Annotated in this window: 16 protein-coding genes and 1 pseudogene; 7 read left to right on the forward strand and 10 right to left on the reverse strand. The window is 65.2% G+C overall.

The features are described 5' to 3' along the window. Positions 1-91: 91 nt before the first annotated feature. The 3 genes from K2Y56_RS04745 to K2Y56_RS04755 all read right to left on the reverse strand — a co-directional run bounded on the left by K2Y56_RS04745 (position 92) and on the right by K2Y56_RS04755 (position 4,669). Positions 92-1,351, reverse strand: a complete 1,260-nt coding sequence (locus K2Y56_RS04745; RefSeq protein ID WP_292505637.1) for a pilus assembly protein TadG-related protein — start codon at positions 1,349-1,351, stop codon at positions 92-94. 495 nt (positions 1,352-1,846) lie between these two features. Further along, entirely contained in the window at positions 1,847-2,845 is a 999-nt protein-coding gene (locus tag K2Y56_RS04750; RefSeq protein WP_292505639.1) for a GNAT family N-acetyltransferase, read from the reverse strand. A 408-nt stretch (positions 2,846-3,253) separates the two neighbouring features. Then, on the reverse strand, positions 3,254-4,669 hold the full coding sequence (locus tag K2Y56_RS04755) for a HAMP domain-containing sensor histidine kinase (protein ID WP_292505641.1): 1,416 nt from the start codon (positions 4,667-4,669) through the stop codon (positions 3,254-3,256). A 243-nt stretch (positions 4,670-4,912) separates the two neighbouring features. Here K2Y56_RS04755 and ycaC point away from each other — a divergent pair, with 243 nt between their 5' ends. Both ycaC and K2Y56_RS04765 read left to right on the forward strand, forming a co-directional pair. Next, positions 4,913-5,560, forward strand: a complete 648-nt coding sequence (ycaC, locus tag K2Y56_RS04760; RefSeq protein ID WP_292505644.1) for an isochorismate family cysteine hydrolase YcaC — start codon at positions 4,913-4,915, stop codon at positions 5,558-5,560. A gap of 80 nt (positions 5,561-5,640) precedes the next feature. After that, entirely contained in the window at positions 5,641-6,471 is an 831-nt protein-coding gene (locus tag K2Y56_RS04765) for an alpha/beta hydrolase (RefSeq protein WP_292505646.1), read from the forward strand. Between the two features lie 36 nt (positions 6,472-6,507). On the opposite strand, the gene phaZ is transcribed toward K2Y56_RS04765, so the two are convergent. Further along, positions 6,508-7,794 (reverse strand): polyhydroxyalkanoate depolymerase, encoded by a 1,287-nt coding sequence (phaZ, locus tag K2Y56_RS04770; RefSeq protein ID WP_292505648.1) that lies wholly within the window; start codon positions 7,792-7,794, stop codon positions 6,508-6,510. A 227-nt stretch (positions 7,795-8,021) separates the two neighbouring features. Between phaZ and K2Y56_RS04775 the strand changes: the two genes are divergently transcribed. The 5 genes from K2Y56_RS04775 (at position 8,022) to purQ (ending at position 11,384) form a co-directional block, all read left to right on the forward strand. Continuing rightward, positions 8,022-9,422, forward strand: a complete 1,401-nt coding sequence (locus K2Y56_RS04775) for an ActS/PrrB/RegB family redox-sensitive histidine kinase (RefSeq protein WP_292505650.1) — start codon at positions 8,022-8,024, stop codon at positions 9,420-9,422. Positions 9,423-9,476: 54 nt separating this feature from the next. Then, complete coding sequence (locus K2Y56_RS04780; protein WP_292505652.1) at positions 9,477-10,073, forward strand: ActR/PrrA/RegA family redox response regulator transcription factor; 597 nt, start codon at positions 9,477-9,479, stop codon at positions 10,071-10,073. Between the two features lie 51 nt (positions 10,074-10,124). After that, the gene (locus K2Y56_RS04785) at positions 10,125-10,388 is read left to right on the forward strand and encodes a hypothetical protein (protein ID WP_292505654.1); all 264 of its coding nucleotides are present in this window, start codon (positions 10,125-10,127) and stop codon (positions 10,386-10,388) included. Between the two features lie 76 nt (positions 10,389-10,464). Next, on the forward strand, positions 10,465-10,704 hold the full coding sequence (gene purS, locus K2Y56_RS04790; RefSeq protein ID WP_292505656.1) for a phosphoribosylformylglycinamidine synthase subunit PurS: 240 nt from the start codon (positions 10,465-10,467) through the stop codon (positions 10,702-10,704). Further along, positions 10,704-11,384, forward strand: a complete 681-nt coding sequence (gene purQ, locus K2Y56_RS04795) for a phosphoribosylformylglycinamidine synthase subunit PurQ (protein WP_292505658.1) — start codon at positions 10,704-10,706, stop codon at positions 11,382-11,384. Before purS ends, purQ begins: the two co-directional genes overlap by 1 nt. 103 nt (positions 11,385-11,487) lie before the next feature. Here purQ and K2Y56_RS04800 read toward each other — a convergent pair. From K2Y56_RS04800 to fba, 6 genes and pseudogenes are all read right to left on the reverse strand, one after another. Beyond that, positions 11,488-11,766: pseudogene (locus tag K2Y56_RS04800) on the reverse strand (GIY-YIG nuclease family protein); the annotation flags it as partial. Between the two features lie 145 nt (positions 11,767-11,911). Next, the gene (locus K2Y56_RS04805; protein ID WP_292505659.1) at positions 11,912-12,457 is read right to left on the reverse strand and encodes an adenine phosphoribosyltransferase; all 546 of its coding nucleotides are present in this window, start codon (positions 12,455-12,457) and stop codon (positions 11,912-11,914) included. 79 nt (positions 12,458-12,536) lie between these two features. After that, a complete protein-coding gene (locus K2Y56_RS04810; protein WP_292505661.1) occupies positions 12,537-13,331 on the reverse strand; it encodes an inositol monophosphatase family protein in 795 nt (264 codons plus the stop codon). 332 nt (positions 13,332-13,663) lie between these two features. After that, a complete protein-coding gene (locus tag K2Y56_RS04815) occupies positions 13,664-14,638 on the reverse strand; it encodes a tetratricopeptide repeat protein (protein ID WP_292505709.1) in 975 nt (324 codons plus the stop codon). 50 nt (positions 14,639-14,688) lie between these two features. Continuing rightward, the gene (locus K2Y56_RS04820; protein WP_292505663.1) at positions 14,689-15,357 is read right to left on the reverse strand and encodes a thiamine phosphate synthase; all 669 of its coding nucleotides are present in this window, start codon (positions 15,355-15,357) and stop codon (positions 14,689-14,691) included. Positions 15,358-15,387: 30 nt separating this feature from the next. After that, complete coding sequence (gene fba / locus K2Y56_RS04825) at positions 15,388-16,452, reverse strand: class II fructose-bisphosphate aldolase (protein ID WP_292505665.1); 1,065 nt, start codon at positions 16,450-16,452, stop codon at positions 15,388-15,390. Between the last annotated feature and the right edge of the window lie 209 nt (positions 16,453-16,661).

A 16,661-nucleotide genomic window follows, 5' to 3' on the forward strand; every position in this document is an offset into this window, starting at 1 on the left:
GACTGTTCGTTAGCACGGGGACGTTATGCAAACGTTATGGCAGATCTCACGCAAGACATGACTAAGGCATGTTGTTAGAAACCACTACGTATTAACGCATGAGATAAACATCGCCATCTGTCTGCCCGAGACCCTCCGGCACAGGCACGGTCGTAGAGCCGTAATTCGTGTTCAAGGTAAGCTTGGGATTGGCGGTGAGCAGCAATTGCCTGGTCACGATAACGGTGAAGGCCGATTGCTGGGCGACCTCGTTGGTCGCGTCCACGACGAACCTGCCACGTGGCAGATAGACCGTCCCGGTCATGTTCGAGGCATAGTTCGTCTTGATCGAATGATCCCGCAGAAGTGGCGCGGCGCGGTCCTCGAAGACGAGAAGTCCGGCCAGCGGACCGCTGCGCGGCGCATCGAGGTTGACGCGCGCATTGCTGAGGAACTCGAAGATGCTGCCGTTGCCCGTGAGATAGAAGCCGACGCCGTCCCCGCGAACATCGGCATTGGAATCGATCGTGAACGGTCCGTCCTTGATCACGTATTCGCCGGGCGAGAAGGAGACGTAGGAATTGCCGCCGATGAATAGACCGCCGCAATAGGTGCCTGGGAACAGAAGGTGGCGCCCCCCGGCGCTGCCCTTGTCGATGATCGATGCCCTCGTCGCCGTGCAGGAGCCGATCGAAGGCGGCACGCGGTCCGCGATCGGATCATCGACCTTCACGCAATCGCTGAGCCGGCTTCCGAAGAACGAACCACTGCCCGAAAAGCCTCCACCCGAGCAGACGCGTGCTGCCGTGACCTGGATGCCGCTATCCGAGGCGATGCCGCTGCCGCTCGCGGAATTGGAGTGGACATCGCACTCCTTGGCCGTCAGCCACGAATTGGACTTCAGGTAGATCGTCTGGCTGCTGGCGGGGTCGAGGGCGACGACGCAGAGCTTGCGCATGCCCCGCAGGGTCGCCACCGACCGGGCCGCAAGGTGTCCCGGCACGACCGCGAGGACACCCGAGAGGTATTGCTTGCGATCATGCTGCAGCCTGACCTCGACGGCGGATCCGTTGTTCTGCGATGCGACCGCGACGGTCAGGCCCTGTGGGATCTTGTCGGCGGCAAAGGTCTTCCTTGCCCAGGCTTCGGCGACAGCCTGCATTCGGGTCTGCTCGAAGGCGCTGACCGAAAGTTCGCGCGCTGCCGCCATCGCCGCCGCATCGGCTGCCGACTGGAGGTGAGACCGCTCCTTCACCCACGTCCCATAATCCACGGCGGCACCCACGACGCCGAGAAGCGCGGGCATGGCAAAGGCGAAAATGAGGAGCGCGCCTCCCGAATGGGAGTCCGCAAAGGCGCGAAACCGAGACATGAGCTGCATCTGCGAGGGGCGTCGGTTGCTCGAAAGAATGTCGGAGACGAAACGTAGAATCCGATCAGGCCCGCAAAGCTGCTAAGGTTTTATGAATCTTCCTTTAAGCCACGCATGGGGAAAAATCCTTACAAGATTTCGATATTTGACTATGTCCACAGAAATTATTCCGCATTATATTATAGATATGCAGATTTTACGGTAAAATATTATAGTATAATCGAAATCCCGAAACTCTTGCCTCGTCTCGTCCTTAAGCCGCTCGCAAAATTCGCTCATCAATCGACGACCAGAAGCAGCCCAGGGAAGCCGGCCGCTCGTTTCTCGCCTCGGCAATCCATCGTCGTGGCCGGATCGGGGGTCCAGCGAAATGATCGGCGACATCACGGCATCGGCGCTGCTGATGGCGGCTACTGGACGAGAGCGGCCCGTGTGCCTTCAAGACCGGCGAGGAAGATCGCTGCATCCGCCTCCATCACGACGAGGACGCAACCGTCAGCGCAGCGAGAACAGCAGAGTGCCCAGTTTCCGGGCCGTCGGCGACTTGCCGTAGAGCCAGAGCGGATCGTTCTGGACGACGTTGCGGGAGAGACCGCGCTTGAATTCGAAGACGGCACGGTTCGCGGCCGGGTCGATCCCGCCCAAGTCGAAGATCCGGCATCCTTCCGCCTTCGCCCGCTCGACGATGCGCCAGACCGCGAGGGTGGCGGCACCGGTGGCGCGGGCGCGGTCGTTCGAGGCCGTGTAGAAATCCGTGCAACGCTCGGCCGACAGGTGGGCGATGCGCACGAGAACGCGCTTTCCGTTCTCGCTCACATCGAGGAACAAGAGGTGCTCGTCGTCGGCCGCGATCTCGCGGAAGGCATCCGTCCTCAGGGAGCTCGCGAAACCTTTGCGCGCGCGAAGGGCCGCGTACATCGCCGTGAAATCGTCGAAGGCCGACAGGCGCTCGTCGCGGTCCTCGAGGAAGTGCGTCGTCAACGCGGTGTTCCCCTCAGCCTTGCGCAGAGCCTTGCGCCAACGCTGCTCCATTTCCGTCTGGATCACCGCGAGGTCCGGAGTCAGGTCGAGTTCGAGGGTGTGGTCGCGCGCCTGAACGATCGGCGCGAAGCCGTGCATGAGGAGCGCAAGCGTTGCATCCCGGGTCTCGAAGCGCTCGTAGTTGATGCCCAGAAGGTCGAACCGGCCGAGATCGAGATGCGCGATGAACGCGGCGAACGCCGCCTCGGCACGACGTGCACCGGTCTCCGTCAGCAGCGGGCCGCCCTGGACGTAGACGAAACGGGCCGGTCCCTTGCGGTGCTCCTGCCATTGGACGAAGGCGAGTACCTCGCCGTCGGCCGTGACGACCCCGCGCCGCACCTTCAGGCCACGCCGAGTCTTGTAAGCACCCCAGGCACTTCCGCAGTAGATGTTGGCCCCCGGGCAAGCCCAGACTCGCCGATCCCAGTCCGAAGAGTCCGCAACCTCCTCGACTTCAACCCTAGACGCCATGTCGCTCCTTATCCCAGGGACGCTCGGCGATCGTCTCGCCTGCGGCAGCAACTTGAAACGTTCGCATTAAATATTTGATCACCGGATCGTCGACCGCGGGCGAGACTTGAGATTTCCCCACACACTTAGCCGTCCTCGCGTTGGCGGTTTGAGCTTCGCGGTGGGATAGACGCCCTCGGGCGCCGGGCGTCGGTGGCAACTTAGCCATGGTGAGGGACGCACTGCGTCAGGAATGCGCCGGTATGGCGAACCCGTGTTCCGCGCGCGCGCCTCGCACCATATCGTCGATGTCATAGCCTGCTCGCTAGTCGGGGCGATCGTCAGTCTTCGCCGATACGAAGAAAGATGACGCAGCCGACTTCCGAAGCAGTCTGAGACGACCTCCGGCCCGCCCATCGACGGCCAACGCTATGGAAGGGCGGCGGGAAGTTCGATCGTGACTTTGGTTCCGATATCTTCGCTGCTCTCGAGGTCGATCCGTCCGCGCAAGGTCGAGGTGACGAGATTGTAGACGATGTGCAGGCCTAGGCCGGTACTGCCAGCATCGCGCCTCGTCGTGAAGAATGGATCGAAGATCCGCGCGACATTCTCGTTCGGAATGCCCCGGCCGTCGTCGCGAAACACGATCCTGATCCGCGCCTCGTCGAGCCGGACCACATCGATGTCGATCGTACCCGCGCGTCCCTCGGGAAAGGCATGGATCACGGCATTCAGCGCGAGGTTGCTGACGACCTGCGCGAGGGCGCCCGGATAGGAATCGAGGACGATCCCATCAGCGCAGGCGAGGCGGACTTCGTGGCCTTTGCGTCGGAGGAGCGGGCCGAGGGTACTCAGCAATTCGACGAGCCACTCGCGGACATCGAAGCTGCGCCGGTCCCCCGCGGCCTGATCGACCGCGACCTGCTTGAAGTTGTGAATGAGATCGGCGGCGCGTGTCAGGTTGGAGAAGATCAGCGTCGTACCCTCGCTGAGCCGGTCGACGCAGTCCGCCAGTTGCGAGCGACTGACTCGTCCCGAGGCGACGCTGCCGCGGAGCAGTGCGAGGTGGTGGTCGAACGCCGTCGAGGTCGTGAGCGCGAGACCGATGGGCGTATTGATCTCGTGCGCGACGCCCGCGACGAGTTCGCCCAGGGCGGCGAGCTTTTCGGCCTGGACCAGATGCGCCTGCGCCGCGCGCAACTCGGCGAGCGTTGCCTCCGAGCGCTCTTTCTCGACCTGCAGCTCCTGCGTGGTTCGGAACTGGCGCCTTGCGCGGAATTCCCGGGCGCCGACGCCGTAGAGCGTGAGCGCATAGGCCGCCCCGATCTCAGCATTGTTCACGAGAGCCAAGCCGGAATTCTCGTGCGTCGCGAAGGTCTCGAAGACGGCGAAGCACGTCCAGGTCGAAATGGCGAAGATCGCGAACGAGATCATCCGAAGGGGCAGCAGCGTCGCCACGAAGAGGATCACGATGATCATGCCCGCAGCGCCATGATCGAAGCTCGGCCTGAGAAAGACGTAGATCACGCTGAGCATGCAGCCCGGCACAATGCAGTAGACGAGGTAGATCTGTTCCGCCCAGGGGCGGGCGAACGGCCGGGTGAGCAGGAGAGTCGCCGGCAGCAGGACCAAGATTGCGACGGCGAGCCTGATCGAGGTGGCAGCGGCCCAGGCATCCGGGCTGAGGATCCAGTCCATGGCCGAGAAGGAACAGTAGACGAAGGCGCCGAGCACCATCGCCGCCTGGGTACGACCGGGATCGTCGAGCGTGAATTGTCGAACGAACTGCTTCTCGACCTGCGGATCGTCGAAGCGGAGACCGAGCTTGAGCAGCAGCTTGTGCATGCCCTCCCCACTACACGCTGGAATTCTCGGTGCCCAAGCCCGAAACGCCTCCGCTTCCACCGTTTTTGTGCGGATAATGCGCGTTCTGCTTTGTCGGACGCGCGTTCGGTGACGGCGACGGCCTTCAGCGCCTAAGCTATAAAATGGAAACAATGAGTTTCCATCGTTTCCATATCCAGCAGATAAGCAAATTGCATAATCAATCCATCGGCAGCGCAGCGCGCCGAACTGATGGAGACGACGATGAGCAAGCCCTATAACCGCCTCGACATCGATCAGGCCGTGGTCCTTCTGGTGGATCACCAGGCCGGGCTCCTGTCCCTGGTGAGGGACTATCAGCCGGACCAGTTCAAGAACAACGTGCTCGCGGTGGCCGACCTCGCTGCCTACTTCAAGCTGCCGACCATCCTGACCACGAGCTTCGAGGAGGGCCCCAACGGTCCCCTGATGCCGGAGCTGAAGGCGAAATTTCCGGACGCGCCCTACATCGCGCGTCCCGGCCAGATCAACGCCTGGGACAACCCTGAATTCGTCGCCGCCATCAAGGCGACGGGCCGCAAGCAGATCATCATCGCCGGAGTGGTCACAGAGGTCTGCGTCGCCTTCGTCGCCTTGTCGGCGATCGCGGAAGGCTACGAGGTCTTCGCCGTGACCGACGCCTCCGGCACCTTCAACGAGGGCGTTCGCGATGCCGCCTGGGTTCGGATGTCCTCGGCCGGCGTCCAGTTGATCAACTGGTTCGGCGTCGCCTGCGAGTTGCACCGCGATTGGCGCCGCGATGTCGAGGGATTGGCGACCCTGCTCGCCGACCACATTCCTGACTACCGCAATCTCATGACCAGCTACGATGCATTCAGGGGGCCGAATCAGGCCGCCGGCAAGGCTGCCTGAGACGAAGCCCCCTTAGAACGCAGCGCATACACGACGGCGCGACCGGCGGGTCGCGCCTCTCTGCCGAATGGAGCTCCACCATGCCAAGCATCACCACCGCAGACGGCGCCGAGATTTTCTACAAGGATTGGGGCCCGCGCGACGCGCAGCCGATCGTGTTCCACCATGGCTGGCCGCTGAGCGGCGACGACTGGGACAACCAGATGCTCTTCTTCCTCGGCGAAGGCTTTCGCGTGATCGCCCATGACCGACGCGGCCACGGCCGCTCGTCCCAGACCGCTATCGGGCACGAAATGGATACCTACGCGGCCGACGTGATCGCTTTGGCAAAGGCCCTCGACCTCAAGAATGCGATCCATATCGGCCATTCCACGGGCGGGGGCGAGGTCGCCCGCTACGTGGCCCGCGCCGAGACCGGCCGTGTAGCAAAGGCGGTGCTGATCGGCGCGGTGCCGCCCGTGATGGTCAAATCGGACAAGAATCCCGGCGGCCTGCCGATCGAGGTCTTCGACGGTTTCCGCGTGGCACTCGTTGCCAACCGGGCGCAGTTCTACCGTGACATCCCGTCGGGACCGTTCTTCGGCTTCAACCGCGAGGGCGCAGAGGTCTCGCAGGGTGCGATCGACAATTGGTGGCGCCAGGGAATGATGGGTGCCGCCAACGCCCACTACGAATGCATCAAGGCGTTCTCGGAAACCGACTTCACCGAGGACCTGAAGGCGATCGACGTGCCGGTGCTGGTAATGCACGGCACCGACGACCAGATCGTTCCGATCGCGGATTCAGCCCTCCTCGCCCATCCGCTCCTCAAGCACGGCACGCTGAAGACCTATGAGGGCCTACCGCACGGCATGTGCACGACGCATCCGGACGTGATAAACCCGGACCTCCTCGCTTTCATCCGAGGCTGAGAAAGCCGGAGCAGGCTGGGACTCCTCCGGCCTGCTTCACCCAACCTGCCGGAACTCGGCCACTTCCGTCTCTGCCTGCATCTCCCGCACGAAGCTCGCGATTCGGGGCGCGATGATCGTGCGGTAGCGGGAGCCGTTGAAGACGCCGTAATGGCCGACGCTGTCCTGCAGGTGGTAGGCCTTGCGGCTCTCGGGCAGGTTCGGGGTCAGATCGAGGGCCGCCTTTGTCTGGCCGACGCCGGAGATGTCGTCGTTCTCGCCCTCGATGGCGAGAATCGCACAGGTGCGGATGGCCTTGAGGTCCACGGGCTCGCCCCGGTGGCGCATCTCGCCCTTGGGCAGGGCATGGTCGACGAAAACGGTCTTTACCGTCTGCAGATAATACTCGGCGGTGAGGTCCATCACCGCGAGGTATTCATCGTAGAAATCGCGGTGCTTCTCGGCGGAATCGCCGTCGCCAGTGACCAGGTGGTCGAACATCTCGGCATGGGCGTCGACGTGGCGGTCGAGATTCATCGCCATGAAGCCGGAGAGCTGAAAGAAGCCAGGATAGACGCTGCGCCAAGCACCCGGATAGCCGACCGGCACCACCGTGATGCAGTTCGCCTCGAACCACTTGGTGCCTCGCTCCTGGGCGAGGCAGTTGACGGCGGTGGGCGAGCGGCGTGTGTCGATCGGGCCGCCCATCAGGGTCATCGAGACCGGCACGCCGGGGGCGGGCTTACCTTGGGTGGCTTTGGCCTCCATCAGCGCGATCGCCGCCAGCACCGGTACGGCGGGCTGGCAGACCGCCATCACGTGGAGGTCCGGCCCGAGATGGACAAAGATCTCCTGCAAGTAGTCGATATAGGTATCGAGATCGAAGCGGCCGGCAGTGAGCGGCACGAGCCGGGCATCGGCCCAATCGGTTATAAAGACCTGATGGTCGGGCAGCAATGCCTCGACGGTGCCGCGCAGCAGCGTGGCGTAATGGCCCGACATCGGCGCCACGACGAGGATCTTCGGCTGCGCCTCAGCCGGACCGCGCACGAAACCGCGATCGAAGGTGACGATTCGGCAGAACGGCTTCTCCCAGACCACGCGCTCGCTCACCGGGACGCTGGTGCCGTCGACTGTCGTGCGGGCAAGGCCGAAGCTCGGCTTGGCGTAGCGGCGGGTCACCCGCTCGAACATCTCGCACCCAGCGGCGAAAGACTTGGCGTAGGGCGAATAGGCGAAGGGATTGGCGGGATTCTGCAGGCTGTAACGGCTCGCATCGGCCATGAGCCGCGCCGGGGCGGTCATCATCCGGGCGGTCTCGTAGAAATAATAGGCCAGGTTCATCCGTCTCTCCCGCTGCGCCGTTTCCGGAGCAAGCCTGCAACTAAGGGGCTACACGCTAACCGGCTTCACCCTACCGGGAGTTCCCGACGACGGTCGCCGCGTGCCCTCTCGGACGTCGCATCTGCACAATACTGCTCGTTCCTGATGGAATCATGAACCGGCGCGGCACCCGAGAGTGACACCGATGCGTTGGAGCTGGGACCACAGCGCGCTATCGTCGTTGGACCATGATCGATCTGAGCTCCGGCGGCTTTACCCGCGACGCACGCCACCTGCGTCTCGACACCTTCGTTCGGCTGCGCTGGCTCGCGATCACCGGGCAGAGCGCAGCCGTGCTCGGGGCGCAGTTCGGACTCGGACTGCCTCTGCCCTTCGGGTGGTGCTTCCTCGTCATCGCCGCGTCATCATGGCTGAACCTCGCTCTGCGGATCCGGTTTCCGGCCAGCTACCGGCTCTCCGACGATTCGGCAGCCCTGCTTCTGGCCTTCGACATCATCCAGCTTGCCGCTCTGCTGTTTCTCACCGGCGGGCTGCAGAACCCCTTCGCCCTGCTCTTCCTCGCGCCGGTCCTGATTTCGGCGACCGCCCTGCCGCCGGAACGGACCTTGGCGCTCGGACTTCTGGCGGTGGGACTCGCGACGCTCCTCGCCCTGGTCCACCGCCCCCTCCCCTGGTTCAGCGACGGGCGGCTCGAACTGCCGTTTCTCTACGTCTCCGGTGTCTGGACCGCGATCCTGCTCGGCACCGCCTTCACCGGCGTCTATGCCTGGAAGGTGGCGGAAGAGACGCGACAGCTCGCCCAGGCCCTCGCCGCAACGGAACTTGTGCTGGCTCGCGAGCAGCACCTGTCCCAGCTCGACGGGCTGGCGGCGGCGGCGGCGCACGAGCTCGGCACGCCCCTCGGCACCATCATGGTGGTCACCAAGGAGCTGACCCGCCAGCTCGGCGCCACCGCCTCGCCCTCGGTGCAGGAGGATTTGAAGCTGCTTCGCGACCAGGTCGACCGATGCCGCGGCATCCTCTCGAAGCTGACCTCGCTCGACGACGACGAGGGCGGCTTCCTCCAGACCGTCAGCCTCAGCCACCTCGTCGAGGAACTGGTGGCGCCGCAGCGCGCCATGGGCATCGCCCTCGACGTGACCAGTCGGGGCGAAGGGCCGGAGCCCTCCTGCCGGCGCAATCCCGGAGTGATGTTCGGGCTCGCCAACATCGTCGACAACGCCGTCGACTTCGCCGAGAGCCGCGTCGTGATCGAGGCGCGCTGGACCCTCGATCGTGTCTCCCTCGAGATTCGCGACGACGGACCGGGCTTCTCCAGCGAGGTGCTCCTGCGGGCCGGGGAGCCCTACGTGACGACCCGAAGCCCCGACAAGGCGCATAGGGGAGAGGAGGTCGGCGCCGGGCTCGGCCTCGGACTCTTCATTGCCAAGACCCTGATCGAACGCTCGGGCGCCCAGCTCGCCCTCTCCAACGTCTCCAGCCACGACGAGGCCGGGCAACCGACGACCGGCGCCGTCGTGCGGGTCTCGTGGGCGAGGCCGATTTTCGAGCGGGATGCAATTGCGCACAATGAATTCGTGCGCTCTACGCAATCCCCCCTCCTCGAACGCGGAACGATTCCTATATGAAGGTCTCGCGAAGATAAGAACGTTTCTGAAGACAGGTATTTGGAGGAGCGTCGGATGCTGACGCAAGCTGGAACGCCGACGGCCGAAGCCGCGGTGCTGCCCGAGAACGATCCCCTGGCGGCCTTTGCCGATCGCAGCCTGTTGATCGTCGACGACGACAAGCCGTTCTCGATGCGGCTGGCGCGGGCGATGGAGATGCGCGGTTACAACGTGCAGGTCGCCGAAAGCGTTGCCGACGGAGTCTCGGCCGTCGATGCGCGGCCGCCGGCCTTCGCGGTGATCGACATGCGGCTCGGGGACGGCAATGGCCTCGACGTGATCGCCCGCCTCAAGGAGCGCCGGCCCGATGCCCGCGGCGTGATCCTCACCGGCTACGGCAACATCGCTACCGCCGTGACGGCGGTGAAGCTCGGCGCCTTCGATTATCTCGCCAAGCCCGCCGATGCCGACGAGATCCACGGCACGCTGATGGCGCAGCCGGGCGAGCGCGCCGATCCGCCGGAGAACCCGATGTCGGCGGACCGCGTGCGCTGGGAGCATATTCAGCGGGTCTACGAGCTGTGCGGCCGCAACGTCTCCGAGACGGCACGGCGCCTCAACATGCATCGCCGCACGCTCCAGCGCATCCTCGCCAAGCGGGCACCGCGCTGAAGCTGCACCCAGCCGGCTCGGTTGCGGCGACGCCCCCGAGCCGGTAATGCGATGGCATTGCCGGCGCATGTCATGCGCGACAAGGACATCCTGCCCGTGAACACCCGAAACCTGATCACGATCCTGAGCCTGATGGTGCTCGTCGGCACCGAAGTCTTCGCGGCCGCGATCGCGTCCGGCTGGGCCCTCGCCGGCCTGTTCGAACTCGGCGACACCGTCGGTCACGTCCTGATGGGCCTCTTCAGCCTGCTCGCACTCTGGATCATGGTGCAGCTGTGGCGCAGGGCGACCAGCATCGAGCCGATCCGGTCCTGACGCCTGCCGCGTTGCCAGCCCGCGCGTTCCGGACTATCGGCAGGACAGATTCCCGCCCGAGATCGGTTCCGCCCTCATGAAAGCTCGCATTACCGTCACGCTGAAGAACGGCGTCCTGGACCCGCAGGGAAAAGCGATCGAAGCGGCCCTCGGCTCGTTCGGTCTCGGCGGGATCGGAGGCGTGCGCCAGGGCAAGGTCTTCGACATCGAACTCCATGGATCGGACAAGGACGCTGCCGAGGCGACCCTTCGCCAGGCCTGCGACAAGCTGCTGGCGAACACCGTGGTCGAAGACTACGCGATCGAGATCGCCTGATGCGTGCCGCCGTCGTTGTCTTCCCCGGCTCCAACCGTGAGGCCGATGTCGCGCGCGCGCTGCGCCTCGCCGGCGCCGATGTCGTGAAGGTGTGGCACACCGAAACGGCGCTGCCCGCCGGCACCGACCTCGCCGTGCTGCCCGGCGGCTTCTCCTACGGCGATTACTTGCGCTGCGGCGCCATCGCAGGACGCGCCGCAGCCATGGACGCTGTGAGGGCTCATGCAGCACGCGGCGGCCTCGTCCTCGGCATCTGCAACGGCTTCCAGATCCTGTGCGAATCGGGCCTGCTGCCCGGCGTGTTGATGCGCAACGTCAACCGGCGCTTCATCTGCCACCGGCAATTGCTGAGGGTCGAGCGAGCCGATACACGCTTTACGTCGGCCTACGCCAAGGATCAGGTCATCGATGTTTGCGTCGCGCATGGAGAGGGCAACTATTTCGCCGATCCCGACACCATCGCCCGGATCGAGGGCGAAGGCCGCGTCGCCTTCCGCTACTGCGACGCGTCCGGCGTCCTCACGGTGGACGCCAATCGCAACGGTTCGCTCAACTCCATCGCTGGGATCTATTCGGAGAGGCTCAACGTCCTCGGGCTGATGCCGCACCCGGAGAACTTCGTCGAGGATCTGGTCGGCGGGACCGACGGTCGCGGGTTGTTCGCGAGTCTGGCGGCGTAGGGCTCCGTTCCTCAGCCTCCGTCATTCCGGGGCACCGCAGGCGAACCCGGTATCCATAGCCGCGACATTCGCGGATGAAACGGGGGAAATCCCGTCGGAGCGACAGCGCCGGATAGAGATCCGACCAATCCGGATTAAGCTCTTCGATCAAGGATAGCTTCCAGTCCCTGCGCCATTTCTTGAGCGCTTTCTCGTGCGCGATGGCATCAAGGATGCGATCGTAGGTTTCGTACCAGACGAGACGGGTGACGCCGTAGGCGGCAGTGAAGCCGGAATTCTGCTTCGTTCGATGCTCGTGGACTCGCCGCGCGAGATCGTTCGTCACCCCGATGTAGAGTGTGCCGTCGCGGTCGCTCGCCAGCATGTAGACGGCATAGGGCATTGAGGAGCGCCCCGTGATTGTGAAAGGGTAATAAAACCCTCTGGTGTCGCTTGTTCTCGTCCGCCAGCGTCGCGGCTATGGGTTCCGGGTTCGCCTGCGGGGCCCCGGAATGACGGGATGGGTTTCACGCCGCTGAGTGTCGGCTTCAATGCCCCTCGAATTCCATCAGCGTCCGCACCTGCACTCCGAGGTCGCGCAGCTTCTGCGCGCCGCCGATCTCCGGCAGGTCGATGACGAAGCAGGCGGCCACCACCTCGGCGCCGATCTGGCGCAGGAGGTTCACGGCGGCGCAGGCGGTGCCACCGGTGGCGATCAGGTCGTCGACGAGGAGCACACGGTCGCCTGGTTTGATCGCGTCGACGTGGATTTCCATCTCGTCGGTGCCGTATTCGAGGGCGTAGGCAATCGACACGGTCTCGTGGGGCAGCTTGCCCTTCTTACGGATCGGAACGAAGCCGGACGAGAGCTGGTGCGCCACCGCCCCACCGAGGATGAAGCCCCGCGCCTCGATTCCGGCGACTTGGTCGATCCGGCCGCCCGCGAAGGGATGGACGAGCGAATCGACCGCCCGGCGGAAGGCACGCGGATCGCTGAGCAGCGTCGTGATATCGCGAAAGATGATCCCGGGCTTAGGGTAATCGGGAATCGAGCGGATCGACTCCTTCAGCGCGTTGTGGCGGCGAGCTTCCATGCGATCGGCTTTCGTCAGTCCTGGCTTGGGCGCAGGGCGTTAGATCAGAAGCGAAGCAGAGTGGGAAGGAGGACCGTCCCTAAGCGTTCGCCCTGCGCAGCAGCTTGATCAATTCCCCATGCAGTGCCTCGTTGCCGCAAGCCACCGAGCGTGCGGCGAGGGGTTCGGCACCGCCATCGGCACTGGTGACGAAGCCGCCGGCTTCGCGGACCAGGATCACGCCGGCCGCAATGTCCCAGGTCTGCAGGTCGCGCTCCCAATAGAGATCGGAGCGGCCGCAGGCCACGTAGGCGAGGTCGAGGGCGGCAGAGCCGAAGCGGCGGGCGCCGCCGGTCACCGCCATCACGGCGGCGACTTCGCGCAGGAGCTTGGGATGGTCGCCGCGCCCGAGATAGGGCGAGCCGTAGGCCACCAGGGCGTCGGCCATGTCGTCGCGGCCGGAGACCCGGAGGCGGCGGTTGTTGAGATAAGCGCCCTTTCCGCGCTCGGCGACGAAGAGCTCGTCCTTGGCCGGATCGTAGATCACGCCCGCCACGATCTGGCCCTCGCGCTCCAGGCCGACGGAGATCGCAAAATGCGGGATGCCGTGGAGGAAGTTGGTGGTGCCGTCGAGCGGGTCGACATGCCAGGTATGGCTCTTGTCCTGGCCTTCGATGATGCCGGACTCCTCCAGCACCAGCCCGTAACCGGGCCGGGCCTTCATCAGGGCATCGCGAAGAACCTCCTCGGCCTTGCGGTCGGCGGCGGAGACGAAGTTGCCCGGCCCCTTGCGCGAGACCTGCAAATTCTCGATCTCGCCGAAATCGCGCTTGAGCCCGCGCGCGGCCTTGCGCACGGCATCGACCATCACGGTCATGAGGGGTGAGCTGATCATCGCTTGAACGGTCCGGGTCGTTGGATGTCGAAGGGGCTTCGAGCGTCGAGAGATCCTGCCGCCGCGGATCGACCGCGGCTGTCCCGTAGCAATGCGGGGGCAGAGGACCTCGGGACGTGGATAATCGGCCAGGCGTCGACCCGGCGGTCGGGGTCTCCATAGCAGATCGCGGCCGGCCGTCACATCCACTCCGTCATTCCGGGGCCGCAGAGCGGAACCCGGAATCCATAACCGCGACGCGTGCTTATCTTGGCTCCGTTGGCGGCTATGGATTCCGGGTTCGCCTGCAGCGCCCCGGAATGACGGTTCGTTTTGGATGATGCGATCGCGCCTCAGTTCACGTTCGCACGGTCCGCCGCAAGCCGCTCAGCCCGGGCACGTTCCTCGGCGCTGATCCCGGTAAGGGCCTGGTCGAGCCATGCATCGGTGAGGCCCTGTGCCGAGGCCGAGAGGTTCCAGGCCGCGGCCTCGACGAGGTTCTTCGGGACGCCGCGGCCGACGGTGTAAAGTCGGGACAGACGGTTCTGGGCGATCGCGTTGCCGCGCGAGGCGGCATGGGCGAAGTAGCGCGCGGCGCGGATCTCGTCCTTCGGCAGGCCGGTGCCGTTGAACAACAGGATCGCGAACTCGACCTCGCCGGCAAGATCGCCGTTATCGGCCGCGCGGCGGAACCACTCGGCGGCCTTGGCCGGGTCCTTCGCAACGCCGCGGCCCTGAAGGTAAAGCACTCCCATATTGTGTTGGGCGGCGCCGATCTCGTTGTCTGCGGCCTTCTGGAAGAGCGAGGCGGCCTTCACGAGGTCGGCCTGGGCGCCGGTGCCGAGGAGAAGCAGGCCGAGATTATAGGCCGCGGTGGCGTCCCCCTTCTCGGCTGCCTTCTCGAGCCATGCGCGACCGCCCTTCTGGTCCTTTGGGCCGCCGCGGCCATCCATCGCCATGAGGCCGAGGGCAGCCATGGCATGGCCGTCCCCTTGCGCGGCGGCAAGGCGATACCACTCGGCGGCCTTGACCGCGTCTTGGCGCACCCCGAGGCCCTGGTTGTAGAGCTCGCCAAGCAGCGTCATCGCCGCGGCGTCTTTCGGATCGGCAGCGATGCGCTGTGTGGCCTCGCGGAAGGCGGTGGCGTACTGGCCGCGCTGGTAGGCGCCGAAGGCGACGTCCGGGGGCTTGGCCGAAGGGAGCGGGACGGCGCCGACCGCGCCTGGCGTGTAGGGCGTCGGCAGGTCCTTGAGAGGCGCCATCTTGATGGCGCGGGGCGTCGCCGGCACCACGTCCTTGGGCGCTTCATATTTGGGTACCTCGGCCATCGCGGCGGAGCCCGCCAGGGCGATCAACGCTGCGAGGAGGACGCGCGACCTCACCGCCCGGCCTCCGGCGTCGCGGCCTGGGCAAGGCGAGCCTGGACAGCACCGGGATCGGCGCCCTCCTCCATCCAGAGCGATGCTTCGAGCCCGACGAACTCGCAGCCCGTGGCGGCGAGCGGCGCGATCTCGTCGAGGGTTGCGGCCACCGCGATGCAGGGCGTCTCGAAGATCTCCGCCCACCATTCGGTCCGCGCCAGCACGGTCTCCGGGTCCGGCGCGACGCCGTCGGGGTATAGGCCGCCGAACATCACGTAATCGACGCCGGCCTCGCCGGCCTCCATGGCGAGATGCTTCGATTCCAGCCCGCCCGCGCCGAGGATGCGTCCGTCCTTGAGCCGGCCGCGAAAATCGCGAAGAAGGCCTCCCGGCACCCGGTCGAGATGGACGCCGTCCGCGCCGCCGCGTGCAGCGACGCTGACGAGGTCGCCGGAGAAGTCAGGGCAGGCGACGAGGACCGCAGCCCCCTTCTCCACTCCTGCCGGAGCGATCTGCTTGACGAGGCCGACGAGGCTGCGCTCGTCGGAAGGCGCGAGGCGCAGAACGAGCGCCGCCACGTCGAGAACCGTCATCGCCCGACCGACCGCGGCCACCAGAACGTCGGCTTGGGCAGCCTCCACCCGGTGGGGCGTCAGCAGGGCAATGCGGGTGCGTGGCTCGGTCATCGACGGGTCCGGCTGAGAAGACCCGTCGCCTTACCCGATCTTCGGGTCGAGGGAACCATCGGCGTAGCGTTTCGCCATGGCCGAGACCGAGACCGGACGAATCTTGGAACCCTGGCCTGCCGTGCCGAACTCCTCGAAGCGCTGCTTGCACAGCTTCGTCATCGCATCCATGGCGGGCTTCAGGTACTTGCGCGGATCGAACTCGGCCTTGTTTTCGGCGAGCACCTTCCGGATCTGGCCGGTCATCGCCATGCGATTGTCGGTATCGATGTTGATCTTGCGGACACCATGCTTGATGCCGCGCTGGATCTCCTCCACCGGCACGCCCCAGGTCGGCTTCATCTCGCCGCCATACTGGTTGATGATGTCCTGAAGGTCCTGCGGCACCGAGGAGGAGCCGTGCATGACGAGGTGGGTCGAGGGCAGGCGGCGGTGTATCTCCTCGATCACGTTCATGGCCAGCACGTCGCCGTCGGGCTGGCGGGTGAACTTGTAGGCGCCGTGGCTGGTGCCCATCGCCACCGCCAGCGCGTCGACCTTGGTGGCCTTCACGAACTTCACCGCCTCGTCCGGGTCGGTGAGAAGCTGGTCGTGGGAGAGCACGCCTTCCGCACCGTGACCGTCCTCGGCCTCGCCCTCGCCGCTCTCGAGCGAGCCGAGCACGCCGAGTTCGCCCTCCACCGAGACGCCGGCCCAGTGGGCCATCTCGGTGACCTTGCGGGTGATCTCGACATTGTAGGCGTAATCGGCAGGGGTCTTGCCGTCGCTTTTGAGCGAGCCGTCCATCATAACCGAGGTGAAGCCGTACTGGATCGCGGTGGCGCAGGTGGCTTCGTTGTTGCCGTGGTCGAGATGCATGCAGACGGGAATGTGCGGGTAGATCTCGACGAGGCCGTCGATGAGTTTCGCGAGCACCACGTCGTTGGCGTAGGAGCGCGCGCCCCGGCTCGCCTGCAGGATGACCGGCGAATCCGTCGCGTCGGCGGCGGCCATGATGGCGAGCCCCTGCTCCATGTTGTTCATGTTGAAGGCCGGCACGCCGTAGCCCTGCTCGGCGGCGTGATCCAGAAGCTGCCTCAGGGTGATGCGTGCCATTGATGGTCTCCTTCGATGCCTGCGCCTCGGTGGGCGCTCAGAGGATAGGGCTCCAGCCGTCTTCGTCGACGCGGCCCGACATTTTCACCTCGCCTTGTCATTCCGGGGCGCCGAAGGCGAGCCCGGAATCCGTAACCGCAGGTTCCTGGAACTGAAGAGCTGTCGGCGGCTATGGAGTCCGGGTTCTGCTGCGCAGCCCCGGAATGACG

The organism is Methylobacterium sp. (assembly GCF_019745455.1).
Classification (GTDB): Bacteria; Pseudomonadota; Alphaproteobacteria; order Rhizobiales; family Beijerinckiaceae; genus Methylobacterium.